Here is a 23,364-nt window from a genome sequence, read left to right as displayed (position 1 = left end):
CCCGTGACCACCGCGAGCAGGGCGTATGTCTCCCGGCTCGCCGGGCTGACGGTGTTCGACCCCAACGGCGACCGCGTCGGGAAGGTGCGCGACGTCGTCGTGGCCCTCCGCGTCGGGACCGCCACCCCGCGGGTCCTGGGCATCGTCGTCGAGGTCGTCGCGCGCCGGCGGATCTTCGTGCCGATGGGCCGGGTCACCGCCGTCGACCCCGGCGCGGTGATGCTGGCGAGCGGCACCCTCAACCTCAAGCGCTTCGAGCAGCGGGGCGGCGAGACCCTGGTCCTCGGCGAGCTGCTGGACCGCACGGTGCGGATCAGCGAGTCCGGCCGGCCGGCGCACGTCGTCGACGCCGGCATCGAGCAGATCCGCACCGGCGACTGGGTCGTCTCCCGTCTCGCCGTGCAGGAGCCCGGGCGGCTGGGCCGGCGCGGCCAGCTGCACCAGCTCGCCTGGGACGAGGTCGAGGGGCTCGCCCTCCCCCAGACCGGCCAGGGCGCCGAGACCCTGATCGCGACCTACCGCGACCTGAACGCCGCCGACGTCGCGCACGCCCTGCAGGAGCTGCCGATCAAGCGCCGGCACGAGGTGGCCGAGGCGATGGACGACGAACGCCTGGCCGACGTCCTCGGCGAGCTGCCCGAGGCCGACCAGGTGGTCATCCTCGGCACCCTGGACGAGCGCCGGGCGGCGGACGTGCTGGAGGTCATGGACCCCGACGACGCGGCCGACCTGCTCGCCGAGCTGTCCAACGTCGACCGCAACCGGCTGCTCGAGCTCATGGAGCCCGACGAGGCCGAGCCGGTCCGCCAGCTGCTCAAGTACTCCGAGGACACCGCCGGCGGGATCATGACCAGCGAGCCGGTGATCCTCGCGCCCGACGCCACGATCGCCGAGGCACTCGCCCGGGTTCGGGAGCCGGAGATCACGCCGTCGCTGGCCAGCCAGGTGTACGTCTGCCGGCCGCCGTCGGCCACGCCCACCGGCCGGTACCTCGGGCTGGCGCACATCCAACGGCTGCTGCGCGAACCTCCGTCGTCGCTGGTCAGCGGCGTGCTCGACGACCTCGAGCCGCTGACGCCCGAGGCGCCGCTGGCGGAGGTCACCCGCTACTTCGCGACCTACAACCTGGTCGCCGCCCCCGTGGTCGACGCACAGGGGCACCTGGTCGGCGCGGTGAGCGTCGACGACGTCCTCGACCACCTCCTGCCCGAGGACTGGCGCGAGCGGGCCCGTCGTGGCTGACGCTCCCCGGCTGGACGTCCCGCGCGGGCAGACCCGCCGGTTCGGCAGCTTCCTGCGGCTGAACCCCGACGCGGTCGGGGCGTTCGCCGAGACGATCGCCCGGTTCCTCGGCACCGGCCGGTTCCTGGCCGTCCAGACGATCATCGTGATCGTCTGGATCGCGCTGAACGTCTTCGCGGTGCAGCTGCGGTGGGACCCCTATCCGTTCATCCTGCTGAACCTGGCCTTCTCCACCCAGGCCGCCTACGCCGCCCCGCTCATCCTGCTGGCCCAGAACCGGCAGGCCGACCGGGACCGCGTGCAGGCCGAGGAGGACCGGGCGCGCTCGGCCGCCGTGCGTGCCGACACCGAGTACCTGGCGCGGGAGCTGGCGTCGCTGCGCGTCGCCGTGGGCGAGCTGGCCACCCGCGACTTCATCCGCAGCGAGCTCAACCGGCTCACCGGCGACAGCGGGGACGACGGCGAGAAGCGCGAGAAGAAGGCCAAGAAGCGGCGCGATCCCGTCGCCTGACCGGAATCCGGTCGTCCCCGTCCGTCGGGACCGGCATCATCGCCCGGTGACGACGGCCTATCCCCCCAGCTCCCGCACCACGCCCAGCCGGACGCCCGACCGGGTGGGCTACGACCGCGCCACGGTGCACGCGGTGCTCGACGAGGCCCTGGTCTGCCACGTCGGGTTCGTCGTCGACGGGCGCCCCGTGGTGCTGCCGCAGTTGCACGCCCGCGTGGGCGAGGTCCTCTACCTGCACGGGTCGACCGGCGCCCGGGGCATGCGGGCGGCCACCGGCGCGGGACTGGACGTCTGCGTCACCGTGACGCTGCTGGACGGTGTCGTGCTGGCACGGTCGCAGTTCAACCACTCGATGAACTACCGCTCGGTGGTCGCCCACGGCACCGCGACGGTCGTGGCCGACGCCACCGAGAAGGCGCAGGCGCTGGACGCGCTCGTCGAGGCGATCGCGGCCGGGCGCGTGGCGGGGTGCCGTCCACCGACGCGTAAGGAGTACGCCGCGACGACGGTGCTGCGCCTGCCGCTCGAGGAGGTCTCGGTGAAGGTTCGCTCCGGTCCGCCGAACGACGAGGACGAGGACCTCGGACTCCCCCACTGGGCCGGCGTGCTGCCCCTGAGCACGGTCGCCGCTGCTCCTGTCCCCTCACCGGACCTCGAGCCGGGCATCGCGGTGCCTGAGCACGTCCGGTCGTGGTCCCGCCCCGTGAGCGGCTGAGTCACCCGATCACGGCGCGCAGCACGTCCAGCAGGCGCCCGGCCACCACGGCCGCCGGGACGACGAGCAGCACGGCCCACAGCCGGGTGCGGGGCGTGGCCGGCAGGACGGCGAGCAGCAGGAGGGCGACGAGCACGTCGACGACGCCCTGCACCGGGTGCCCGGGGTCGGGGCCGCCGGTGAGCCCGGACCACAGGCCGGGGAAGGCGCCGCCGGCCAGCGTCGTCCCGGCCGCCAGCGCGATGACCGCCCCGGGCAGCAGGCCGGTGTGCCGGGCGGCCCAGTGCACGACCGCGGCGAAGAACGCCACTGCGGTGGCGGACAGGACGAGCCACACGGGGAGCAACCGGCTCCAGCCGAACCCGAGGGCCCACGCCGCCCAGGCGTAGTAGGCCAGCGTCATGGCGGCGAAGAACGCGGCAGCCCGGCCGGCCGCCGTCGGCAGGGTCGGCGCCGACCGGCCGATCAGCGCCACGGCGAGCACCCACGCGGCCGGATAGCTGCCGAGGTCGGCAGCCCACCGCCAGCCGGACTCGTCCGCCGCCTTGGCCGCGACACCGGCGAGGAGCCCGAGGATGACGAAGCCGGCGACGATCCGCAGCTCCGGTCGTGCGAGGCGGTTCCCGACTGTGGTCACCGGACCGATGGTGGCCGAGCAGGGCCGTCTCGGGCGGACGACGCGCAGGTCAGGCCGGCCGGCCCCCGGGCAGCGCTTTCGAGAGGTGCACCAGCTCCACGGACGGGGTGAGCCGCTCGCGCCGCTGCTCGCGATAGCCGAGCCGCTCGTAGAGGCGCAGGTTCCCCACGCTCAGGTGTCCGGTGAAGAGCGTCGCCTGCCGCGTCCCGGGCGGGGCCGCCGCCTCCACCTCGGCGAGCAGTGCGGTCCCGATGCCCTGCCCCTGCTGGTCGGGCGCGACGGTGAGCCGGCCGACGTGCAGGACGCCGTCCGCGGCACGCCCCCGAACGGCTCCCACGATCCGCCCGCCCCGGGTGGCCGTGAGCGCGATGCCCGTGGCCAGCTCGGCGGTGAGCTCCTCCAGGGTCTGCACCATGGCCGGGAGCTCCGGATCGCCGTAGAGGCGGGCCTCGGTCGCGTACGCGGCGCGCTGCAGGGTCAGCAGTTCGCCGGCGTCGGCCGGGTCGGCCGGCCCGATCAGCGGCCGGTCGGGCAGGCCCGCCTCTGCCAGCTCCAGCTCGACGAAGGCGGCGATCATCGTCCGGTAGACGCGCGCCACGAGATCCGGATCGGCTCCGGCACCCGCCGCCAGGTCCCGCACCCGCGCGATGACCGCCGCCACCCGCGCCGGTGCCCGGACGGCCGCGGCGTCGCTCGTGAGTCGGCCCGCCCGCCGGACCAGCCGCTGCCGCAGGGCGAGCCGGTCGACGATCTCGCCGTCGACGGTGTCGATCGCCGCGCGGACGTCGACGAGGGAGTCCTGATCCGGGGTCATGGCGGTCCTCCGACGGCTCAGCCGGCGACGACGTGCGCCAGGGCCCCGGCGGCCCCGGCGGCCAGGAGGACGACGATGAACGGCGCCCGCAGTGCCAGCGCGAGCGCCGCGACGGCCAGCCCGGCCAGCCGTCCGTCGACCACCAGCTCCTGGCCGCTGGTGAACGCCTGCACCGCCACGAGCGCGGCGAGCAGCGCCGCGGGCACGAAGTCGACGATCCGGGCCACCCACGGCTGCTCGACCCAGGCGGCCGGCACCGACAGGCCGGCCAGCTTCAGCAGGTAGCACCCGATGGACCCGGCCAGCACCGCCGCCCACAGCCCCGTCCCGCTCATCGGGCCGCCGCCCGCGGCTTCGGCCGTCCGGCGAGGGCCACGGCCACGACGGCTGCGATCACCTGGACGCCGGCCGGCACGAACGGGGTGAGCGCCAGGGCGACGACGGCCCCGCCGACGGCGACCCGGAGCTGCACGCCGGCCTCCGGGAAGCCCGCCCGCAGCCGTGGCCAGAGCAGCGCGAGGAAGGCGGCCGGGACCACCGCGTCGAGCGCGGCCAGCGCGGGTCCGGTGAGTGCGGCCGCGCCGAGCGCACCGATGGCAGTGGTCGCGTTCCACATCAGGAAGATCGACGCGCCCCCGGCGAGGAACGCCAGCCGGGCGAGGCCGCGGTCCGGCGCGGCGATCGACAGCGCGGTCGTCTCGTCGATGACCCAGTGCGCCGTCCCGAGCCGGCGCAGGACCCCGCGCGGCCGGAGCAGCGGCACCAGCCGGACGCCGTACACGGTGTTGCGGGTGCCGAGCAGCAGCGCGCTGCCGACCGCGGCCAGGGCACTGCCGCCGGCACCCAGCACCCCGACCAGGGCGAACTGCGAGGCACCGGTGAACATCAGGGCGGAGAGGGTCATGGCCTGCCAGACGTCGAGCCCGGCGGCATCGGCGGCCGCACCGAACGCGGCGCCGTAGAGACCGACCGCCAGCCCCAGCCCGATCGCGTCGCGGAGGACCGTCGAGCGGGTAGGGGCGGACATGTCTGGCGACCCTAACGAGCCGCCCGGTGCCCGGCGCCGCCGGTCGAGGTTCAGCGGTCGGTCGCCGCGAGCGCCTGGAGCAGGTGCGCGTGCAGCCGCTGGGCCGGGACAACGAACTCGGCGACCTCCGGCGACTCCCCGCCCGCCGCCCCGACGGCCTGGTCGAGCAGGTGGGTGGCCGCGGCCAGCTCGCGCTGCACCACGACGCCGGGCCCCGAGGTCAGCGCCACGCCGGCGTCGGCGCCGAGGGCGCCGGCCGCCCGCCGGGCCAGCGCGGCCAGCGACAGGAGGGCGCGCCCCGCCGGCGTCCGGCTGGAGTACCGGTCGGTGGCGTCGTCGGCCACCTCGGAGAGGACCTCGTCGAGGAGGACGCGGAGCACGTCGGTGGTGGGGGTCCGGGTGGCGTCGGGGCGGAGAAGCGTCGTGGTCATGGCGACGACGATCGTTCTGAGGGGCACCCCGCGGCATCGGGCGACCGGGCAGTCCCCGTGCCCCGGCGGTGCCTAGGCGGACGGCCGCCGGGTCTGAGGGCCTCAGACGGGGTGCGCAGCAGATCACTCCGCCGTCCGCAGCGCCCCGCGCCTCCCGCCGTACAGTGGCAGACGACCCGATCGCGCAGGTCGCCGCGCACTCGCCGATCGTCGACCGGGTTCCCCCGTCGAAGGAGACACACGCAACGATGTCCGACACGCTGACCGGCACGCCGGCGCTCGACGCCGTGACCGCCGCTCTGGCCACCGTCCAGGACCCGGAGATCAACCGCCCGCTCACCGAGCTGGGCATGGTCAAGGACGTGCAGATCGGCGGCGACGGCTCCGTCCGCGTCGAGGTATACCTGACCGTCGCCGGCTGCCCGATGCGGGAGACCATCACCAACCGGGTCACCCAGGCCGTGGGCGCCGTCCCCGGCGTCACCTCGGTGTCGGTCGTCCTCGACGTGATGAGCGACGAGCAGCGCGCCGAGCTGCGCAAGACCGTCCGCGGCACCGACGCCGCCGAGCCGGTGATCCCGTTCGCCCAGCCCGGCTCGCTGACCCGCGTCTACGCGGTCGCGTCCGGCAAGGGCGGCGTCGGCAAGTCCAGCGTCACCGTGAACCTGGCGGCGGCGCTGGCCAAGCGCGGCCTGTCGGTGGGCGTCGTCGACGCCGACATCTACGGCCACTCGGTGCCGCGCATGCTCGGCGTCGAGGACAAGCCGACGCAGGTCGACAACATGATCATGCCGCCGCAGGCCTACGGCGTGAAGGTCATCTCGATCGGCATGTTCACCCCGGGCAACACCCCGGTCGTCTGGCGCGGGCCGATGCTGCACCGCGCGCTGCAGCAGTTCCTCGCCGACGTCTGGTGGGGCGACCTCGACGTCCTGCTCATGGACCTCCCCCCGGGCACCGGCGACGTCGCGATCTCGGTGGCGCAGCTCGTGCCGAACGCCGAGATCCTCGTGGTCACGACGCCGCAGCTCGCCGCCGCCGAGGTGGCCGAGCGCGCCGGGGCGATCGCCACGCAGACCCACCAGCAGGTGGTCGGCGTGGTCGAGAACATGTCGTGGCTCGAGCTGCCCGACGGCTCGCGCATGGAGGTGTTCGGCTCCGGTGGCGGCGAGGCGGTCTCCGACGCGCTCACCAAGACCCTCGGCGCCCGCGTGCCGCTGCTGGGCCAGATCCCGCTCGACACCCGGCTGCGCGAGGCCGGCGACGCCGGTGCGCCGATCGTGCTCGCCGACCCCGAGACGGCCGCCGCGCAGGCGCTGGAGAAGATCGCCGAGGGCCTCGCCGTCCGCCAGCGCGGCCTCTCCGGCATGTCGCTGGGGCTCACCCCCGTCCGCAAGTAGCGCCGAGGCGCCGGCTCAGGGGCCGGAGCGGGGCGGTGCGTGCGGGCGGCCCCTGAGCTCGTGGAACCCGTCGACGCCGGCGACGCGCACGACGCCGTCCCACAACCGGCCGGCCTCCTCGCCCCGGGGCACCCGCGAGAGCACCGGACCGAACCAGGCGGCGCCGTCCGCGGCGACGATCGGTGTGCCGACGTGCGGGCCCACCAGCGCGACCCCGGCCTCGTGGGAGGCCCGCACCAGGAGGTCGTTGTCCTCGTCGTCCGCGGCGGCGGCCAGCTCCGCCGGCAGTCCCGCCGCCGCCAGCACGTCTGACAGGTCCCCCCAGATGCTCGCGTCGTGCACCTGCCGGCCGTAGGCCTCGTACAGCTCCACCAGCGCCTGCTGCCCGAACCGCTCCTGGACGGCGGCGAAGACACGGACCGGCAGCCGCAACCAGCCCTCGGGATCGCCCTCCGGGTCGTCGTCCCGGTGCTCGTTGAGGATCGTCAGGCTCATCACGTGCCACCGGACGCGGACCGGGCGGACGCGCTCCACCTCGCGGAGCCAGCGGGCGGTCACCCAGGTGTAGGGGCAGCTGGGGTCGAACCAGCAGTCGGCGGAGGTATCCGTCATGGCAGGCAGCATGCCCGGACCGACCGCCGTCCTGCGCCTCCCGGACCGCGCCCGTACGGTCAGCAGGTGGCTGACCAGCAGGTTTTCGGGACCATCACCGTCGCGGCCCCGCCCGCCGCCGTCTTCGCGATCCTGGCCGATCCGCGCCAGCACTCGCGGATCGACGGGTCCGGGTCGGTCGGTGCGGTGGTCAAGGCCCCCGACCGGCTCACGGCCGAGGGGCAGACGTTCGCGGTGCGGATGAAGCTCTTCGGCGTCCCGTACGTCATCGTGAACCGCGTCGTGGAGTTCGAGGCCGACCGGCGGATCGCGTGGCGGCACTGCACGGCCAACCGGTGGCGCTACGAGCTGACGCCCACGACCGACGGCGGGACGACGGTCACCGAGACGTTCGACATGTCGCGCGCGAGCCCCACCGCCACGAAGGTGGTCCGGGGCGCGAAGTTCCCCGAGCGCAACCGCGACGGCATCACCGGGACGCTGGAGCGGCTCAAGGCCGCCGCGGAGGGCGACGCGGCGGGCTGACCGCTCCGGTCACGTCGCGTCGGGGTCGAACGGGGGCGGCGTCGCGTGGTCGCGGGGCCGCGCCGCGGTGGGGACGACCGCAGAGGCCGCGGTCGCACCGTTCGCGCTGCCCCGGTGCACGGTCGGGCCGTCGTCGTCGTCACCCAGCAGCTGGCTGCGGATGAACGTCTTGGGGTGGTACTTGCGCAGGTCGAGGTCGCGCAGCTCGGGCAGGTCGTCGCCCAGGGAGTCGTTGACCTGCTCCCGGATGCCGGTGACCGCCGACCGCACGCGCTTGAGCCCCGAGGCGGCGTCCTTGGCCAGGTCGGGCAACCGCTCCGGACCGAAGATGAACAGCGCAGCGAGTGCGAGGACGATGATCTCGCCCCAGCCGATCGAGTCGAACACCGCCGCTCCTCCCTGTCGACCTCAGCCTAGGCGCCCCTGAGGGCATGCCCTCCGCAGCGTGGAGGCCTACGCAGCGTCCAGAGTGGCCTCGACCTCGGTGGACCCGCCGCCGCGCACGACCTCCACCGTGACCGTATCGCCGGGGTCGAACGCGTCGACGGCGACGACGAGCTCCTCGGAGCTGCCCACCGGCTCGCCCTCGACGGCGATGACGATGTCCTCCTCGCGGATGCCGGCCGCCGCCGCGGCGCTGCCCGGCTCCACGTTGAGGACCAGTGCGCCGTCGCGCGTGCCGTCGGTGACCGACCGCGTGTTCACCCCGAGCGCGGCGTGCACCGCCGACCCGGTGGAGATCAGCTGCTCGGCGACGTCCCGGACCGTGTCGACGGGGATGGCGAACCCGAGCCCGATCGATCCGCCGCCGGTCGAGGCGATCGCGGTGTTGATGCCGACGAGGGAGCCGGTGGCGTCGACCAGCGCACCACCGGAGTTGCCCGGGTTGATCGGCGCGTCGGTCTGCACGGCGCTGATCACCGCGTTCGTGTCGCTGCCCTCGCCGGCCAGCCGGACAGGACGCTCCAGGGCGCTCACGATGCCGCTGGTCACCGTGCCGGCCAGGCCGAGCGGCGAGCCGATCGCGACGACGGGGTCGCCGACGACGACGTCCTCGGACCTGCCCAGTGCGGCGGTGACCAGGCCCGGCTTCTCCACCTTGAGGACGGCGATGTCGCTGGCCGGGTCACGGCCGACGATGCGGGCCGACGACCCGCTGCCGTCGAAGAACACGGCACGGATCTCGGCGCCCTCGACGTCGTCGGCGCCGGAGACGACGTGGTTGTTGGTGACGATGTAGCCGTTCTCGCCGTCGATGACGACGCCGGAGCCGGTCGCGCCCGCCTGGCCCACCCGGACCTCGATCGACACCACGGCGGGCATCACGTCCTCGGCGATCTGCGACACCGAGCCGGGCTCGCGGGTGATCCCCGGGTCGACCTCGGAGAGCTGGGTGCCGGGCGCGAGCAGCGGCGTCTCGTCACGGGTCTTGGTCAGGTACCAGCCGATGCCGCCGCCGATGGCACCGATGAGGAGGACGGCGAGCAGCCCCAGGACGGACAGCCGCACGGACAGGTCGCGGAAGCGGAGCTTCTTGCGGCCCTGGGCGTCGACCACGACGGGACCCGGCTGGGTCCCCTCGTCGTAGACGGCCGGCGCCCCGAGCGCCACGGGCGCGTACGGGTCGCGCCAGGGGTCGCTGCGCGCGTCGGGCTTCCACCACGGTCCCGCGGCGGTGCGCCGGCGACCGGGCCGGCCGGTCGGCGGTTCCTGGAGCCCGCGCTGACCGGTGGCACCGGGACCGAAGGCCCGCAGCAGCGCCTCGGCGGGCGGCGGCCGCACGGGCGGGGGCGGTGGTGTGGGCCGGCCGTCGGCGAACCCGCCGACGGCGGTGTCCGGCCGCCCGAAGGCCGCGGCCTGACCGGGGGACGGCTCCGGCGCGGACACCGGCCGGGGGGTGAGCCGGTCCGGGACGTCGGCGAACGCGCCGTCCTGGCCCGAGGGGCGGGCGAAGACGGTGTCCTCGCGGGGCGCCGTCCCGGAACCGTTGGCGCTGCCCTCGGACGGGCGGTCGTCGGACGTGCTCAGGGGGTCCCGCCCGGGGCCGGCGTCGCGGCGGTGTTGCCGACGGTGACGGTGCGGACCACCGGTGGGACGACCTCGGTGTGCTGGTCGGGCGCGGTGGGACCCGCCACCGGGCCGGTGGGCTCCGGGTCGGCGGCTCCGCTCGCCGGCAGGTTGAGGGCCAGCGCGGTGATACCGGCACCGAGCCCGATCATCGTCCCGGCGAGCCCCCGGCGCAGCCAGCGCGCGTGACCGGGACGCTGCGGGCGGTCCTGCGGCTCCAGGTCGACCGACCAGGCCCCACCGTCACCGTGCATGGTGAGCCCGCGGGGCCCGGCGGACAGGTTGCCGAAGCCGGGTCCGGGCACGTCCGTGGTGAACGGGATGGCGCACAGGCGGGACATCAGGTCACCGGGGACGGCGACGTCCTGCGACTCGTGCAGCGCCTCCTTCGCCTCGCGCTGGGCCTCGACGGCCAGGCGGCACTGCATGCAGCCGGAGAGGTGACGGGCGGCGCGGGTGGCCGGACCGGCGGTCAGCTCGCCGTCGACCAGCGCGGCGATGGCCTCCTGCGCCAGGTGGCTCTCCGGGATGCTCATGCCGGCGCGCCTCCTGCCTCGACTGCTGCCTCGACGGCGGGGCGCCGGGGGGCGAGGTGGGCCAGCGCCTGGCGCAGCTGCACGCGGCCCCGGTGGATGCGGCTGCGGACCGTGCCGAGCTTGATGCCGAGCGTCGCCGCGATCTCCTCGTAGGTCAGCCCCTCGATGTCGCACAGGACGACGGCGACGCGGAACTCCGGGGAGAGGGCGTCGAGCGCGGCCTGCACCTGGGGGTCGAGGTGGGTGTCGGCGTACACCTGCTCGGGGCTGGGGGCGGTGCCGGGCAGCCGCTCGGTGTCCTCGGGGAGGGCGTCGAAGCGGATGCGCTGCCGGCGCCGGACCATGTCGAGGAACAGGTTGGTGGTGATGCGGTGCAGCCAGCCCTCGAAGGTGCCCGGCGAGAAGTCGGCCAGCGAGCGGAAGACCCGGACGAACGTCTCCTGGGTGAGGTCCTCGGCGTCCTGGGCGTTGCCGGAGAGGCGGTAGGCCAGCCGGTAGACGCGCGCCGAGTGGTCGCGGACCACCTGCTCCCACGTCGGGGCGACCCAGACGTCGGCCTCGGGCTGCAGGGCCGCAGGGGCGACGACGGGCTCGGTCACGGTCTCAGGATCGCAGACCGGGGGGCCCGACACCTCCCCGGCAGGGGTGGCTTCGGACGACGCGGCTCGCTTCAGGCGCACATCCGGTCCAACGGGCGGCGGCAGCGCCGGTGTTCCCGCCCACAGCGGCTCGCAGGAAACCCACAGGAACCGGGCCCGATCTTCCGCGGCCACTACCCTCGGTCGGTGATGAGCGCCCAGCCACCGCCGGCAGGCGGCACCGCCGAGGGCGCCGCCTACGCCGACCGGTTCGCCGTGGAGACGCCCGAGATGGTCGACGCACGCTCCCGCGTCGCCCACCTCTCCGGCCCCCCGCCCGTCGAGCCGGCCGTCGGGGCGATGCTGGCCGTCCTGGCCGCCGGTGCGGCGGCGCGATCGGTGGTGTCGATCGGCAGCGGCGGCGGGCTGGCCGGGCTGTGGTTGCTGCGCGGGATGCGCCCCGACGGCGTCCTCACCGCTCTCGACGGTGATCCGGAGCAGCTGCGGGCGGCCCGGGCGGCGTTCGCCGACGCCGGTGTCCCGGCCGGCCGCGCCCGGCTGATCTTCGGCACCCCGGGCGAGGTCATGCCCCGGCTCTCCCCGGGCGCCTACGACATGGTGGTCTGCGCGGGGCCGCCGCGGGACTACTCCGAGCACCTGCCCGGACTGCTGGACCTGGTGCGGGTGGGCGGCACCTTCACCTGCCACGGGCTGCTCGCCGGTGGCCGGATCGCCGACCGTGCCGTGCGCGATCCGCAGACCGTGGCCTGGCGGGAGATCTCGCGCACCGTCAAGGAGGACGAGACGCTGCTGTCCGCCGTCCTGCCGATCGGCACCGGCCTGCTGGTCGCCACCAAACGGAGCTGACCGCCTGCTCCGCGAGGGGGCAGTTGCCGTCGCACGCAGCGGCGGGTCGGCGCGTGTCGGCGACCCTCAGCTGCTCACGCGGCGCAGGTCACCGGAACGGCAGCTCCGCCACGGGTTCCCACGGGCCGCCGAGGTAGCGCCACAGCCCCAGCCCACGGGCGCGGACGTCGTACGGCACGAACTCCGCGAGCAGCCGCTCGTGCAGCGCCCGGGCGACGGCGGGCTGCACCTTGTTCTGCACCGTCACGTGCGGCGCGTGCTTCTGCCGGTCCTGCGGCGTCAGCCACTGCTGCCACGACGCGACCAGCCCGCTCCGCAGCGCGCTCACATCCTCCGAGGCGAGCGAGTACGCGACTCCCCTGCCCAGGAACCGGACCCCCGTGACGGCGACGTCGAAAGCCGGCCGGTCCGTAGCCTCGGCGAGGTCCGCCAGGACGGCGTCCACCTGCTCCCCCGGCAGCGCATGGAACAGCGTCACGTGCGCGGCCAGATAGTTGCGCTCCGGTGGGAAGTGCGCCGCCCGCAGGCGGTCGAACCGCTCCTGCGCCGCGTTCTCCAGCAGCAGCGTGACGATCAAGGGGGAAGCGTCTATCCCGGCCCCCTTCAGGGCACCGCCCCGAGCGTGCGAGGGGTGGGGAGAAGGGGGTCCTTCATCAGACGACAGCCCGGGCGCCCTTGCCGAGGACGACGACGCCGCCCTCGCTCACGTGGTAGTGCTGCCGGTCCGCGGCGGTGTCCACCCCGATGCGGGCCCACGGCGGGACGACGACGTTCTTGTCCAGGATCGCCCGGCGCACGTAGGCGCCCTCCCCGATGTGCACGCCGTCCATCAGGACGCTGTCCTCGACCCGCGCGCCCCGCTCGACCCGGACCCCGGGCGAGACGACGGAGTTGTGGACCGAGCCCCCGCCGATGATCGCGCCCGCGCTGACCATCGACTCCTCGGCCCGCCCGCCGAGCACGAACTTGGCCGGCGGGAGCTGCGGCGGGAGCGTGTAGATGGGCCAGCGGTCGTTGTAGAGGTTGAACACCGGCGTCACCGACACCAGGTCCATGTGCGCGTCGTAGTAGGCGTCGATCGTCCCGACGTCGCGCCAGTAGCCGTGGTCGCGCTCGGAGGCTCCCGGGACGATGTTGGTCGAGAAGTCGTAGACCCACGCCTCACCGGCGTCGGCCAGCATGGGCATGATCGAGCCGCCCATGTCGTGCACCGAGGAGTCGTCCTCGGCGTCGCTGCGCAGCGCCTCGAGCAGGGCGTCGGTGGTGAAGACGTAGTTGCCCATCGAGGCGAAGCTCTCCTCGGGCGAGTCCGGCAGCCCCGGGGGGTCGGCGGGCTTCTCCAGGAACCCGCGCACCTTGCCCTCGGCGGTGGCGTCGATGACACCGAACTCGGTCGCCTCCCGGCGGGGCACGCGGAGCCCGGCGATCGTCACGCCGGCGCCCGTCTGCAGGTGCTGGTCGACCATCTGGCCCGGGTCCATCCGGTAGACGTGGTCGGCACCGAAGACCACGACGATCTCGGGCCGCTCGTCGTAGATCAGGTTCAGGCTCTGGAAGATCGCGTCGGCGCTGCCGGTGTACCAGCGCGGGCCGAGCCGCTGCTGGGCCGGCACCGGGGTGATGTAGTTGCCGAGCAGCTGCGACATCCGCCAGGTGGTCGTGATGTGCCGGTCGAGGCTGTGGCTCTTGTACTGGGTGAGGACGGCGATCTGCCGGATCTCGGCGTTCACCAGGTTCGACAGCACGAAGTCGATCAGCCGGTACTGCCCCCCGAAGGGCACGGCCGGCTTGGCCCGGTCCGCCGTCAGGGGCGAGAGTCGCTTGCCCTCACCGCCGGCGAGGACGATGCCGAGAACCCGTGGACCGCCGCGCATGCTCGAAACGTAGCCGCTGAGCTGTGCTTCCGCGCCCTGCGCGGCGCTCAAACCGCCCCCTAGGGTGAGCACGTGCGCATCGGCATCGTGACCCGGGAGTGGCCGCCGGACGTCTACGGCGGAGCCGGGGTGCACATCGAGCACCTCGTCGCCGCCCTGCGGTCCCTGTCGGCGGGGCCCGAGATCGACGTCCACTGCTTCGGCCAGCCGCGCGTCGACGCGACCGCGCACGCCGTCCCCGCCGGGCTGCGGGACGCCAACGGCGCACTCCAGGCCGTCGGCGTCGACGTCGAGATCGCCGCGGCCCTCGGCGACGTCGACCTGGTGCACAGCCACACCTGGTACGCCAACGGCGCCGGCATGCTGGCCGCCCTCGTGCACGGCGTTCCGCACGTGGTCACCGCCCACTCGCTGGAGCCACGCCGGCCGTGGAAGGCCGATCAGCTCGGCGGCGGCTACCGGCTCTCCTCCTGGGTGGAGCGCAGCGCCTACCTCGCCGCGGACGCGGTCGTCGCCGTCAGCCACGGGATGCGCACCGACGTGCTCGACGCCTATCCCGACCTCGACCCCGCCCGGGTGCACGTCGTCGGCAACGGGGTGGACGCCGAGGCCTACCGACCCGTCGAGGCACCCGACGTCGTCCGCGGCCTGGGCGTCGACCCCGACCGCCCCTATGCGCTGTTCGTCGGTCGGATCACCCGGCAGAAGGGCGTGATGCACCTGCTGCGCGCCGCCGACCAGCTGCCCGAGCAGTACGGCCTCGTCCTGTGCGCGGGCGCCCCGGACACCCCGGGCGAGCGGCAGCAGGTGGCCGACGCCGTCGCCGAGCTGCAGGCACGGCGCAGCGGGGTGGTCTGGATCGAGGCGATGCTGCCGCGCGACCAGCTGGTGCCGCTGATCACCGGTGCCACGGTCTTCGTCGTCCCGTCGGTGTACGAGCCCCTCGGCATCGTCAACCTCGAGGCGGCGGCCTGTGGGACCGCGGTCGTCGCCAGCGCCGTCGGCGGCATCCCCGAGGTCGTCGACGACGGCCGGACGGGTCTGCTGGTGCCCTACCACCCCGACGACGTCGCCGCCTTCGAGCGGGGGCTGGCCGAGCGCATGACCGAACTGCTCGCCGATCCTGCCCGGGCGGCCGCGATGGGCGCGGCCGGTCGCGAGCGGGTGCTCGCGGAGTTCGGCTGGCCGGCCATCGCGCAGCAGACCGTCGAGGTCTACTCCGCGGTCCTCGCCGCACGGGCCTGACCGGTTCCGCTGGTAGATTCCAGCTGCCGACTCGTCGGCGACGCACGCGCAGCGAAGCCGGTGAGAACCCGGCGCTGTCCCGCAACTGTGATGGTCCTCCGAGGGCCTGAGCCAGATCGCCTGCCGTGCGCCATGTTCCCGACCCTCGCGGCAGGGGTCGCGCATCGGGCACCGCCGGACAGCACGGGGCAGCTCATGGGCGGCACTGCCGCCTCTCGCGAAGGCCTTCCCCCGTGCCCCGTTCCCTCCCCCGCCCGCTGCTCGCCGTCCCCCTGGCGCTGGCGCTCGGGCTCACCGCCTGCGGTGGCGACCCGTCGGGTTCCGACGACCCCGCCGCCGGCTCCTCGAACGACGCCTTCCCGGTCACGGTGACCGGTGCCGACGGCGACCTCACGCTCGAGCAGCAGCCCGAGACCATCGTGTCGATGTCGGCCACCGCCACCGAGATGCTCTTCGCCATCGGCGCGGGTGACCAGGTCGAGGCCGTCGACGACAACTCGAACTTCCCCGAGGACGCGCCCACCACGGACCTGTCGGCGTTCACGCCGAACGCCGAGGCGATCGCCGAGTACGCCCCGGACCTGGTGGTGCTCAGCGACGACCTCAACGGCATCGTCGACGCCCTCGACGCCCTCGAGGTCCCGACGCTGCTGCTCCCCGCGGCCGAGACGCTCGACGACAGCTACGCGCAGCTGGAGACCCTGGGGGACGCGACCGGGCACGCCGAGGAGGCCGACGAGGTCGTCGCCGACATGCAGGACCGGATCGCCGCGGCGATCGACTCGGTACCCGCGGACGCCGAGGGGCTGCGGGTGTACCACGAGCTCGACCCGAGCTTCTTCTCCGCCGCCAGCAGCACCTTCATCGGCAGCATCTACACGCAGTTCGGCCTGGAGAACATCGCCGACGGCGCGCCCGACGCCTCCGGCGGCTACCCGCAGCTGTCCGCGGAGTACATCGCCGGGCAGGCACCGGACCTGATCGTGCTCGCCGACACCAAGTGCTGCGAGCAGTCCGCCGAGGTCGTCGCCCAGCGCCCCGCCTTCGACACCCTGCCCGCCGTGCAGGAGGGGCGGATCCTGGAGGCCGACGACGACATCGCATCGCGCTGGGGCCCACGGGTCGCGGACTTCGCCGAGGCCGTCGCCGAGACCCTGCAGGGCTGAGGACGGCGGATCCATGACCACGACGGCTCCCGGCACCGCGGGCCCGGCGACCGCGCCGGCGACCCGCCGGAGGTCGTGGCCGGCGCTGACCGGCGCGGCGCTGGCCCTCGTCCTCGCCCTGCTGGCGGGGGTCTGGGTGGGCGCCCTGCCGCTCCCTCCGGGCGCCGTCGTCGTCACCCTGCTCGACCGCCTCGTCGCCCCGTTCGGCGGCTCGGTCCCCGGCGGCCTGGAGGGGACGCGGGCCGCCGTCCTCCTGGAGCTCCGTCTCCCCCGGGTGCTGCTCGCCTCCCTGGTCGGCGCCGGGCTCGCCGTCTCCGGCGCCGCCTACCAGGGCGTCTTCCGCAACCCGCTGGCCGACCCGTACCTGCTGGGCGCCGCGGCCGGTGCGGGGCTCGGTGCCACGGTCGTCATCGCGTGGTCCCCCGTGCAGTCGGTCGGACCCATCGGCATCGTCCCGCTGGCGGCGTTCGTGGGCGCCCTGGTGGGCGTCGGCTGCGCCATCGCGCTGGGCACGGTCGCCGGCGGCTCGCACACCCCGACCCTGTTGCTGGCCGGGGTCGCGGTCGCCGCCTTCCTCGCCGCCGGACAGACCCTCGTCCAGCAGGCGAACACCGACGACCTGCGGCAGATCTACGGCTGGCTGCTCGGGCAGCTGGGCAACTCACAATGGTCCGACGTCGTGCTCGTGCTGCCCTACCTCGTCGTGTCGGGCACCGTGCTGCTCCTCTGCGGACGCGCGCTGGACGTCCTGGCCGTCGGCGACGACGAGGCCAGCTCGCTGGGCGTGCACCCCGGCCGGCTGCGCCTGGTGGTCATCCTCGCCGCCTCGCTCGCCACGGCCGCCGCGGTCGCCGTGAGCGGCCTGATCGGCTTCGTCGGACTGGTGGTCCCGCACATCGTCCGCCGCCTCGTCGGCGGCTCGCACGCGCGCGTGCTGCCGATGTCGCTGCTGGTCGGCGGCGCGTTCCTGGTCCTCGCCGACCTCGTGGCGCGGGTCGTGCTGTCCCCCGCCGAGCTGCCGATCGGCGTCGTCACGGCGTTCATCGGGGCACCCTTCTTCGCCGGCCTGCTGTGGGCCGGGGCGCGGCGGCGATGAGCGCGGGCGGACCGACGAGCCCGGGCGGCGCGCGGGTCGAGGTCGTCGGCCTGAGCGCCGGATACGGCCGCACCCCGGTCCTCGACTCCGTGCGGCTGACCGTCGAGCCGGGCGGCTGGCTGGCCGTCATCGGGCCCAACGGCTCCGGCAAGTCCACGCTGCTGCGCTCGGTGCTCGGGTTCCACCCGCACGAGGGGCAGGTGCGCGTCGACGGCGTCCCGACCAGCGGGATGCGGCGCCGGGAGCGCGCCCGGTCCATGGCCTACGCACCGCAGGCCCCCGTCCTGCCCGACGGCGTGCTCACCCGCGACTACGTGACCCTCGGGCGCACTCCGCACCGGGCACTGCTGGCTGCCCCGCGCGCCGTGGACCGGGAGGTGGTCGCCGACGTCATGGACCGGCTGGAGCTCGGCGCCCTCGCCGAGCGCCGGCTGAGCACGCTGTCGGGCGGGGAGCAGCAGCGCGCGGTGCTCGCCCGCGCGCTGGCCCAGCAGCCCCGGGTGCTGTTCCTCGACGAGCCGACGGCGGCCCTCGACCTCGGGCACGCCCAGCAGGTGCTCGACCTGGTCGACCTCCTGCGCCGGCAGGACGGGCTCACCGTGGTGAGCACGCTGCACGACCTCACCCTGGCCGGCCAGTACGCCGACCGGCTCGCCCTGCTGTCCGACGGCCGGGTCGTCGCGGAGGGGACACCGGCCGACGTGCTGACCGCGCAGGCCCTGAGCACCCACTACGGGGCCCGCGCCCAGGTGGTCCACGGACCGTCGGGTCCCGCGGTGCTCCCGGTGCGCTCCGCCGTGCCGTGATCGACGGTGGGACGCCAGCCTGACCAGCCAGGTTGCCGGGTGCGCATTCGCCTTCCCGCGGCCTGGCTGGAAGGCTGGGACGGATGAGCGACCGGATGCCCGCGCAAGCGGAAGCGCTGCGGTCGCTCCTGCACGCCTCCCACCACCTGCCGGCCGATCAGCTCGGCAGCATGGTCGCCGACCACGCCCGCATGCTGGGCGCGACCACCGCCGTGGTCTACCTGAGCGACTACGAGCAGCACCACCTGATGCCGGTGCTCGGCGAGGGGGTGCCGGACCGCACCCCGCAGCCCATCGACGCGTCGATCGCCGGGGAGGCCTTCCGCACGGTGACGATCGCCCGCTCACCGCTGCACGACGGCCAGGCGCGGCTGTGGCTGCCGCTGCTGGACGGATCGGAGCGGGCCGGCGTCGTCGAACTGGTCTACCCGCACGAGCCCACCGCGGCCGACGTGGAGCACGCCCGGCCCTTCACCTCGCTGGTCGCCGAGCTGACGGTGACGCGCGACGCCTACAGCGACGTCTTCGCCCGCCTGCGCAGGAGCCGCCCGATGGCGCTCGCCGCGGAGATCCAGTGGGACCTGCTGCCCCCGCTGACCTTCAGCAGCGAGCGCATCGTCATCACCGGTGCCCTCGAACCGTCCTACGAGATCGGCGGGGACACCTTCGACTACGCCGTTAACGGGCCGATCGCCGAGCTGATGGTCCTCGACGCAGTGGGCCACGGGCTGCCCGCGGCGCTGCTCGCCTCCGCCGCCGTGGGCGCCTACCGCAACGGCCGGCGCGAGGGCCTGGGCCTGCCCGAGGTGTCGGCCCTGGTGAACGGGGTGATCGCGGAGCAGTTCCCGGCGAGCCGGTTCGCCACGGCCGTGCTGGCCCAGCTCGACCTCGACAGCGGCCGGCTCACCTGGGTCAACGCCGGGCACCCCGCGCCGCTCGTCATCCGCGACCACACGCTGCTACCGGCCCACCCGTGCCCGTCGTCCCTCCCCCTGGGACTGCAGCACCGACCGGCGCACGAGTGCTCGGTCCAGCTGGAGCCCGGCGACCGGGTCGTGTTCTACACCGACGGCATCGTGGAGGCGCGGTCCCCCGATGGGAAGTTCTTCGGCGAGGAACGCCTCGCCGACTTCGTCGTCCGCGCGGAGGCGGCCGGCGACCCGCCCCCGGAGACCCTGCGCCGGCTCATGCGCAGCGTCCTGGACCACCAGGCAGGCCGGCTGCAGGACGACGCCAGCATCGTCGTCGTCGAGTGGCGCACCGGACGCGAGGACCAGCTCGTCCTGTGACCGAGCAGCACGCCGCCTCCCGCCAGCAGCAACCGGAGGCCGAGCCCTCACCTGTCGTCGTCGTCCTCGGCCTCGTCGCCGCTCCCGGGGCGCCCGCCGACGTCGCGGCGTCCCTGAGCGGTGAGCTGACGCAGGCGCTGGCAGCGCGACACCCCGACGTCACCTGGGACGTGCGGCCGGTCGTCGACGGGCTGGTGCAGCCACCATTCGACGACGACGAGCTGGTCGACGCGGCCCGGCGACGCCTCCTCACCGAGGACTGGGACCTCGTCCTCTGCCTCACCGACGTGCCGCTCGAGGTCTCCCGGAGGCCGGTCGTGGGGCATGCCAGCCCGGTCCACGGCGTCGCCGTCCTGTCGGTGCCCGCGCTGGGCGCCGTCGGCCGGGGGCGGCGGGCGCTCGAGGCGGCGACCGGCCTGGTCCACACCCTGCTGGGCGACGACGACGGCGACGACCCCGACGACCGCGCGCTGGTCGGTCGCCGCCTCCGGGAGCTGGCGACCGATCCGTCCGACACGACCGAGGGCGTCCGCTTCACCGCCCGCGTGCTGACGGGGAACCTGCGGCTGCTGGTCGGGATGGTGCGCGCGAACCGGCCGTGGCGGCTGGCGGCCCGGCTGACCCGGGCACTGACCGCCGCGATCGCCGCCGGCGTCTTCGCCCTCATCACCCCCGACATCTGGCGGCTCGCGGACAACTTCGGCTGGCTGCGGCTCACCGTGGTCGCCGTCGGGTCGGTGGTCGCCACCGCCGCCACCCTCGTGGTCGGTGCCGAGCTCTGGGAGCGCCCGCACAGCCGGCGGGTCAGGAAGCAGGTGACGCTGTTCAACCTGGCCACCGGAGCGACCGTCCTCATCGGCGTGCTGACCCTCTACGCGGTGCTGTTCCTGCTGGCCCTGGCCGGATCGCTGCTGCTGGTGGTGCCGGCGCTGTTCACCGGCGGGCTGGGACACGCGGCGGGCGTGTCGGACTACCTCGAGCTGGCCTGGCTGATCAGCTCGCTGGCCACCGTGGGCGGCGCGCTCGGCGCCGGGTTGGAGAGCGACGACGCCGTCCGCCAGGCGGCCTACAGCTACCGGCCCGACCGCGGCCCCACGGCTGAGTGACGAGGCACCGGTGCGTTCACTCCGGACAGGTCTGCTGCTGTTCGTCGCCACCGCCGTCCCGTTCGGTGCGCTCGCGGGTCTGGCCACCGGACTCGTGCTGGGCTCGGTGCGCGCCGGACTGCTCGCCGGCGTCGGCGCGGGGCTGGTCTTCGGGGGTGTGATGGCCGCCGTGCTGGGGACGGTGGACGCGGTGAGCGACCGGGCCCCGAAGGGCGCCCCGCGCGGCCCGCGCCAGGACCGGACCGTCGCGGTGCGCTCCGGCCCGGACCTGCCCGACCGGATCATGGCTGCGCTGCGCGGGCTCCCGGCCGAGATCCGCGAGGCGGACGTGGCCGCAGGCCGCTACCGCGCCCGCACGACGACGACGTGGAAGAGCTTCGGCGAGGAGGTCTCGGTGCAGCTCACCGGCGACCCGTCCGCGCCGGAGGCCGTCGTCTCCAGCCGCCCGGTCGTCGCGACGACGCTCGTCGACTACGGGAAGGGCCGGTCCAACGTGGCCGCCGTCGCCCGCGCCCTGGAGGCCTGACCGCCCCGGGGTGTGCTGCCGACCGCGCGGGCGGACACTCGGGCATGACCATCGCCGGGCGGTTCGAGGCGGCGCTCGACGACGAGGACGACCCCGCGCTCCGGGGCCCGGAGCTGCTGCCGGTGCGGCTGGCGCGCGCCTGCGCCCGGACGCTGCAGGTCGCCGGCGCCGGCCTCTCGTTCCTCGACGGCGCGCAGCAGCGGGTGCCGCTCGGCGCGAGCTCGGAGGAGGCCGCCGTCGCCGAGCGACTGCAGTTCACCGTCGGAGCCGGACCGTGCATGACGGCGCAGGAGACGCGGCAGCCGGTGTTCGCCGTCGCGGAGGACCTGCGCCACCGGTGGCCGGTCTTCACCGACCTGCTGGTCGGCGCCACCTCCTACCGGGCCGTGGTGGCCCTGCCGCTGCAGCCGGCGCTGGCGGGTGCCGGGGCGATCGACCTGTACTTCCGTCGGTCCGGCGAGGTGACCCGCCTCGACGTCTTCGAGGCCATGGCCGTCGGTGAGCTGGTGAGCTCGGTGCTCAGCGAGGCCGCCGTCTGGTCGTCGTGGTCGCCCACCGAGGGCCCCGAATGGCTCCAGGGACCGGCACCGCGGCGCCGCGCGGCCGTGTGGGAGGCCATGGGCAAGGTGGGCGTCGAGCTGGGCATCGACGCCCCGGACGCCCTGCAGCTCATGCGGGCGGCGGCCTTCGGCAGCGGCCGGACGATCGAGGACGTCGCGGCGGACCTGCTGTCCGGCCCGATGCGTGCGCAGGACCTGCTCCCGCCCGGGGACCAGCCGACCGAGGACCAGCCGACCGAGGACCAGCCGACCGAGGACCAGCCGACCGAGGACCAGGCGCCCCCGGTCGCGAAGGGGCCGACGGTCACCCCGTAGAGGGCACCGTGCGGCTTCACCCAGGAGACCCGGGTGCCGACGGACCGGGCGATGCCGTCGAGCGCGGCGAGCTGGTGGAGCACGTCGTCGGCCGGCTCACCGGGCTCCACGTCGATGAACCAGCGCCGAAGCCGGCGAGGTCGCGGTAGGAGAGCTGCGCCCCCACCGCGACCCCGGACGCGCACCTCAGCCACGCGGGCAGTCCAGCACCCGGTCGGTCACAGCTCCGGCTTGAGCTGCACCTTCACGGCGCCGTCCTCCTTCTGCTGGAACTTCCGGTACATCTCCGGCGCCCGCGACAGGGGCACCCGGTGCGTCGCGAAGTCGTCCACGCCGAGCGGGTCGTCGTCGGTGAGCAGCGGCATGATGTCCGGCACCCAGCGCTTGATGTTGCACTGACCCATCCGCAGCTGGATCTGCTTGTCGAACATCGTCATCAGGGGCAGCGGGTCGGCCGCCCCGCCGTAGACGCCGGACAGTGAGATCGTGCCGCCGCGCCGCACGATGTCGATCGCCGAGTAGAGGGCGTTGAGCCGGTCGACGCCCGCGTGCTCCATCAGCGGCGCGGAGATCGCCTTGGGCAGCAGCCCGGCCATCTTCTGGACGAAGGACGTCGCCGGCGATCCGTGCGCCTCCATGCCGACGGCGTCCAGCACCGAGTCGGGGCCGCGACCGCCGGTCATGTCCCGGATGGCGTCGCCCAGGTCCTTCTCGTGCTCGCGCAGGTCGACGACCTCCACGCCCTGCAGCCGCGCTCGGTGCAGCCGTTCCGGGACGAGGTCCACGCCGATGACCCGGAACCCCTTGTGCTTGGCGATGCGGCAGGCGAAGTCACCGATCGGGCCGAGGCCCAGCACGACGAGCGTGCCGCCCTCGGGCACGGCCGCGTACTCCACGCCCTGCCAGGCGGTCGGCAGGATGTCGGAGAGGTAGGCGAACCGGTCGTCGGCCGGCCCCTCCGGCAACTTGATGTGGGTGAACTGGGCCTGGGGCACCCGCAGGTACTCCGCCTGGCCGCCCGGGACCTCGCCGTAGAGCTTGGAGAACCCGAACAGGGCAGCGCCGGTGCCGTGCTCGCGCACCTGCGTCGTCTCGCACTGCGTGTAGAGCTGCTGCTGGCACATCCAGCAGTGCCCGCAGGAGATCTGGAAGGGGATCGAGACGCGGTCCCCCACCTTCAGGTCGCCGACCGCCGAGCCGACCTCCACGACCTGCCCCATGTTCTCGTGGCCGAGGATGTCGCCCACGCCCATGAACGGCGACAGCGGCTCGTAGAGGTGCAGGTCCGACCCGCAGATGTTGCTCGTCGTCACGCGGATGACGGCGTCCGTCGGCTCCTGCACGAACGGGTCGGGGACCTCCTCGACGCGCACGTCCCGCTGTCCGTGCCAGGTCACTGCCTTCAATGGGTCTCCCGTC

At 74.5% G+C, this 23,364-nt stretch carries 27 protein-coding genes; 14 read left to right on the top strand and 13 right to left on the bottom strand.

What is annotated here, in order from left to right:
• Nucleotides 1-3 precede the first annotated feature (3 nt).
• The 3 genes from CRP30_RS15445 to CRP30_RS15435 are packed head-to-tail and all read left to right on the top strand — an operon-like array spanning nucleotide 4 to nucleotide 2,468.
• Complete coding sequence (locus tag CRP30_RS15445; protein WP_097184792.1) at nucleotides 4-1,242, top strand: magnesium transporter MgtE N-terminal domain-containing protein; 1,239 nt, start codon at nucleotides 4-6, stop codon at nucleotides 1,240-1,242.
• Nucleotides 1,235-1,753 (top strand): DUF1003 domain-containing protein, encoded by a 519-nt coding sequence (locus tag CRP30_RS15440; RefSeq protein ID WP_097184791.1) that lies wholly within the window; start codon nucleotides 1,235-1,237, stop codon nucleotides 1,751-1,753. Before CRP30_RS15445 ends, CRP30_RS15440 begins: the two co-directional genes overlap by 8 nt.
• 46 nt (nucleotides 1,754-1,799) lie before the next feature.
• Entirely contained in the window at nucleotides 1,800-2,468 is a 669-nt protein-coding gene (locus CRP30_RS15435; RefSeq protein WP_097184790.1) for a pyridoxamine 5'-phosphate oxidase family protein, read from the top strand.
• 1 nt (nucleotide 2,469) lies between these two features.
• Here CRP30_RS15435 and CRP30_RS15430 read toward each other — a convergent pair whose 3' ends face one another.
• The 5 genes from CRP30_RS15430 to CRP30_RS15410 are packed head-to-tail and all read right to left on the bottom strand — an operon-like array spanning nucleotide 2,470 to nucleotide 5,377.
• Nucleotides 2,470-3,105, bottom strand: a complete 636-nt coding sequence (locus CRP30_RS15430; protein ID WP_097184789.1) for a hypothetical protein — start codon at nucleotides 3,103-3,105, stop codon at nucleotides 2,470-2,472.
• Nucleotides 3,106-3,154: 49 nt separating this feature from the next.
• Entirely contained in the window at nucleotides 3,155-3,919 is a 765-nt protein-coding gene (locus tag CRP30_RS15425; RefSeq protein WP_097184788.1) for a GNAT family N-acetyltransferase, read from the bottom strand.
• 17 nt (nucleotides 3,920-3,936) lie between these two features.
• The gene (locus CRP30_RS15420) at nucleotides 3,937-4,254 is read right to left on the bottom strand and encodes an AzlD domain-containing protein (protein ID WP_097184787.1); all 318 of its coding nucleotides are present in this window, start codon (nucleotides 4,252-4,254) and stop codon (nucleotides 3,937-3,939) included.
• Entirely contained in the window at nucleotides 4,251-4,946 is a 696-nt protein-coding gene (locus tag CRP30_RS15415) for an AzlC family ABC transporter permease (RefSeq protein ID WP_097184786.1), read from the bottom strand. The genes CRP30_RS15420 and CRP30_RS15415 overlap by 4 nt, the downstream gene beginning before the upstream one ends.
• Nucleotides 4,947-4,996: 50 nt before the next feature.
• Nucleotides 4,997-5,377 carry a hypothetical protein gene (locus CRP30_RS15410; RefSeq protein WP_143278478.1) on the bottom strand — a complete coding sequence of 127 codons (381 nt, stop codon included), beginning with the start codon at nucleotides 5,375-5,377 and terminating at the stop codon, nucleotides 4,997-4,999.
• A gap of 248 nt (nucleotides 5,378-5,625) precedes the next feature.
• On the opposite strand from CRP30_RS15410, the gene CRP30_RS15405 reads away from it, so the two are divergent.
• A complete protein-coding gene (locus CRP30_RS15405; RefSeq protein WP_097185022.1) occupies nucleotides 5,626-6,777 on the top strand; it encodes an Mrp/NBP35 family ATP-binding protein in 1,152 nt (383 codons plus the stop codon).
• A gap of 15 nt (nucleotides 6,778-6,792) precedes the next feature.
• On the opposite strand, the gene CRP30_RS15400 is transcribed toward CRP30_RS15405, so the two are convergent.
• A complete protein-coding gene (locus CRP30_RS15400; protein WP_097184784.1) occupies nucleotides 6,793-7,389 on the bottom strand; it encodes a mycothiol-dependent nitroreductase Rv2466c family protein in 597 nt (198 codons plus the stop codon).
• A 66-nt stretch (nucleotides 7,390-7,455) separates the two neighbouring features.
• Here CRP30_RS15400 and CRP30_RS15395 point away from each other — a divergent pair, with 66 nt between their 5' ends.
• Complete coding sequence (locus tag CRP30_RS15395; protein ID WP_097184783.1) at nucleotides 7,456-7,914, top strand: SRPBCC family protein; 459 nt, start codon at nucleotides 7,456-7,458, stop codon at nucleotides 7,912-7,914.
• Between the two features lie 9 nt (nucleotides 7,915-7,923).
• On the opposite strand, the gene CRP30_RS15390 is transcribed toward CRP30_RS15395, so the two are convergent.
• From CRP30_RS15390 to sigE, 4 genes are all read right to left on the bottom strand, one after another.
• Nucleotides 7,924-8,301 carry a twin-arginine translocase TatA/TatE family subunit gene (locus CRP30_RS15390; protein ID WP_097184782.1) on the bottom strand — a complete coding sequence of 126 codons (378 nt, stop codon included), beginning with the start codon at nucleotides 8,299-8,301 and terminating at the stop codon, nucleotides 7,924-7,926.
• A 66-nt stretch (nucleotides 8,302-8,367) separates the two neighbouring features.
• On the bottom strand, nucleotides 8,368-9,801 hold the full coding sequence (locus CRP30_RS15385; protein WP_097184781.1) for a S1C family serine protease: 1,434 nt from the start codon (nucleotides 9,799-9,801) through the stop codon (nucleotides 8,368-8,370).
• A 137-nt stretch (nucleotides 9,802-9,938) separates the two neighbouring features.
• A complete protein-coding gene (locus tag CRP30_RS15380; protein WP_097184780.1) occupies nucleotides 9,939-10,517 on the bottom strand; it encodes an anti-sigma factor family protein in 579 nt (192 codons plus the stop codon).
• Nucleotides 10,514-11,116: an RNA polymerase sigma factor SigE gene (gene sigE, locus CRP30_RS15375; protein ID WP_097184779.1), complete on the bottom strand. Its 603-nt coding sequence runs from the start codon at nucleotides 11,114-11,116 to the stop codon at nucleotides 10,514-10,516. Before sigE ends, CRP30_RS15380 begins: the two co-directional genes overlap by 4 nt.
• 189 nt (nucleotides 11,117-11,305) lie before the next feature.
• Here sigE and CRP30_RS15370 point away from each other — a divergent pair, with 189 nt between their 5' ends.
• Entirely contained in the window at nucleotides 11,306-11,962 is a 657-nt protein-coding gene (locus CRP30_RS15370) for an O-methyltransferase (protein ID WP_097184778.1), read from the top strand.
• An 88-nt stretch (nucleotides 11,963-12,050) separates the two neighbouring features.
• Here CRP30_RS15370 and CRP30_RS15365 read toward each other — a convergent pair whose 3' ends face one another.
• Nucleotides 12,051-12,539, bottom strand: coding sequence for a 2'-5' RNA ligase family protein (locus CRP30_RS15365; RefSeq protein WP_235003439.1), 489 nt, complete (start codon nucleotides 12,537-12,539; stop codon nucleotides 12,051-12,053).
• Nucleotides 12,540-12,615: 76 nt separating this feature from the next.
• Nucleotides 12,616-13,836 carry a glucose-1-phosphate adenylyltransferase gene (gene glgC, locus CRP30_RS15360; RefSeq protein ID WP_097184776.1) on the bottom strand — a complete coding sequence of 407 codons (1,221 nt, stop codon included), beginning with the start codon at nucleotides 13,834-13,836 and terminating at the stop codon, nucleotides 12,616-12,618.
• Between the two features lie 72 nt (nucleotides 13,837-13,908).
• Between glgC and glgA the strand changes: the two genes are divergently transcribed.
• The 8 genes from glgA to CRP30_RS22800 all read left to right on the top strand — a co-directional run bounded on the left by glgA (nucleotide 13,909) and on the right by CRP30_RS22800 (nucleotide 21,945).
• Nucleotides 13,909-15,081 (top strand): glycogen synthase, encoded by a 1,173-nt coding sequence (gene glgA, locus CRP30_RS15355; protein ID WP_097184775.1) that lies wholly within the window; start codon nucleotides 13,909-13,911, stop codon nucleotides 15,079-15,081.
• 233 nt (nucleotides 15,082-15,314) lie between these two features.
• Nucleotides 15,315-16,247, top strand: a complete 933-nt coding sequence (locus CRP30_RS15350; RefSeq protein WP_200814769.1) for an ABC transporter substrate-binding protein — start codon at nucleotides 15,315-15,317, stop codon at nucleotides 16,245-16,247.
• Between the two features lie 13 nt (nucleotides 16,248-16,260).
• On the top strand, nucleotides 16,261-17,343 hold the full coding sequence (locus CRP30_RS15345) for a FecCD family ABC transporter permease (protein WP_097184774.1): 1,083 nt from the start codon (nucleotides 16,261-16,263) through the stop codon (nucleotides 17,341-17,343).
• Nucleotides 17,340-18,149 (top strand): ABC transporter ATP-binding protein, encoded by an 810-nt coding sequence (locus CRP30_RS15340; RefSeq protein WP_097185020.1) that lies wholly within the window; start codon nucleotides 17,340-17,342, stop codon nucleotides 18,147-18,149. Before CRP30_RS15345 ends, CRP30_RS15340 begins: the two co-directional genes overlap by 4 nt.
• Nucleotides 18,150-18,232: 83 nt before the next feature.
• Nucleotides 18,233-19,438 carry a PP2C family protein-serine/threonine phosphatase gene (locus tag CRP30_RS15335; RefSeq protein WP_235003437.1) on the top strand — a complete coding sequence of 402 codons (1,206 nt, stop codon included), beginning with the start codon at nucleotides 18,233-18,235 and terminating at the stop codon, nucleotides 19,436-19,438.
• Nucleotides 19,435-20,544, top strand: a complete 1,110-nt coding sequence (locus tag CRP30_RS15330) for a hypothetical protein (RefSeq protein WP_097184773.1) — start codon at nucleotides 19,435-19,437, stop codon at nucleotides 20,542-20,544. Before CRP30_RS15335 ends, CRP30_RS15330 begins: the two co-directional genes overlap by 4 nt.
• Before the next feature lie 10 nt (nucleotides 20,545-20,554).
• Complete coding sequence (locus tag CRP30_RS15325; RefSeq protein ID WP_097184772.1) at nucleotides 20,555-21,070, top strand: hypothetical protein; 516 nt, start codon at nucleotides 20,555-20,557, stop codon at nucleotides 21,068-21,070.
• Between the two features lie 44 nt (nucleotides 21,071-21,114).
• Nucleotides 21,115-21,945 carry an ANTAR domain-containing protein gene (locus tag CRP30_RS22800; RefSeq protein WP_200814768.1) on the top strand — a complete coding sequence of 277 codons (831 nt, stop codon included), beginning with the start codon at nucleotides 21,115-21,117 and terminating at the stop codon, nucleotides 21,943-21,945.
• A gap of 218 nt (nucleotides 21,946-22,163) precedes the next feature.
• Here CRP30_RS22800 and CRP30_RS15305 read toward each other — a convergent pair whose 3' ends face one another.
• On the bottom strand, nucleotides 22,164-23,318 hold the full coding sequence (locus CRP30_RS15305) for an alcohol dehydrogenase catalytic domain-containing protein (RefSeq protein ID WP_369406764.1): 1,155 nt from the start codon (nucleotides 23,316-23,318) through the stop codon (nucleotides 22,164-22,166).
• Between the last annotated feature and the right edge of the window lie 46 nt (nucleotides 23,319-23,364).

The organism is Blastococcus haudaquaticus, from assembly GCF_900230285.1.
Taxonomy (GTDB): domain Bacteria; phylum Actinomycetota; class Actinomycetes; order Mycobacteriales; family Geodermatophilaceae; genus Blastococcus_B; species Blastococcus_B haudaquaticus.
This window is presented reverse-complemented; position numbering and strand designations above follow the sequence as displayed.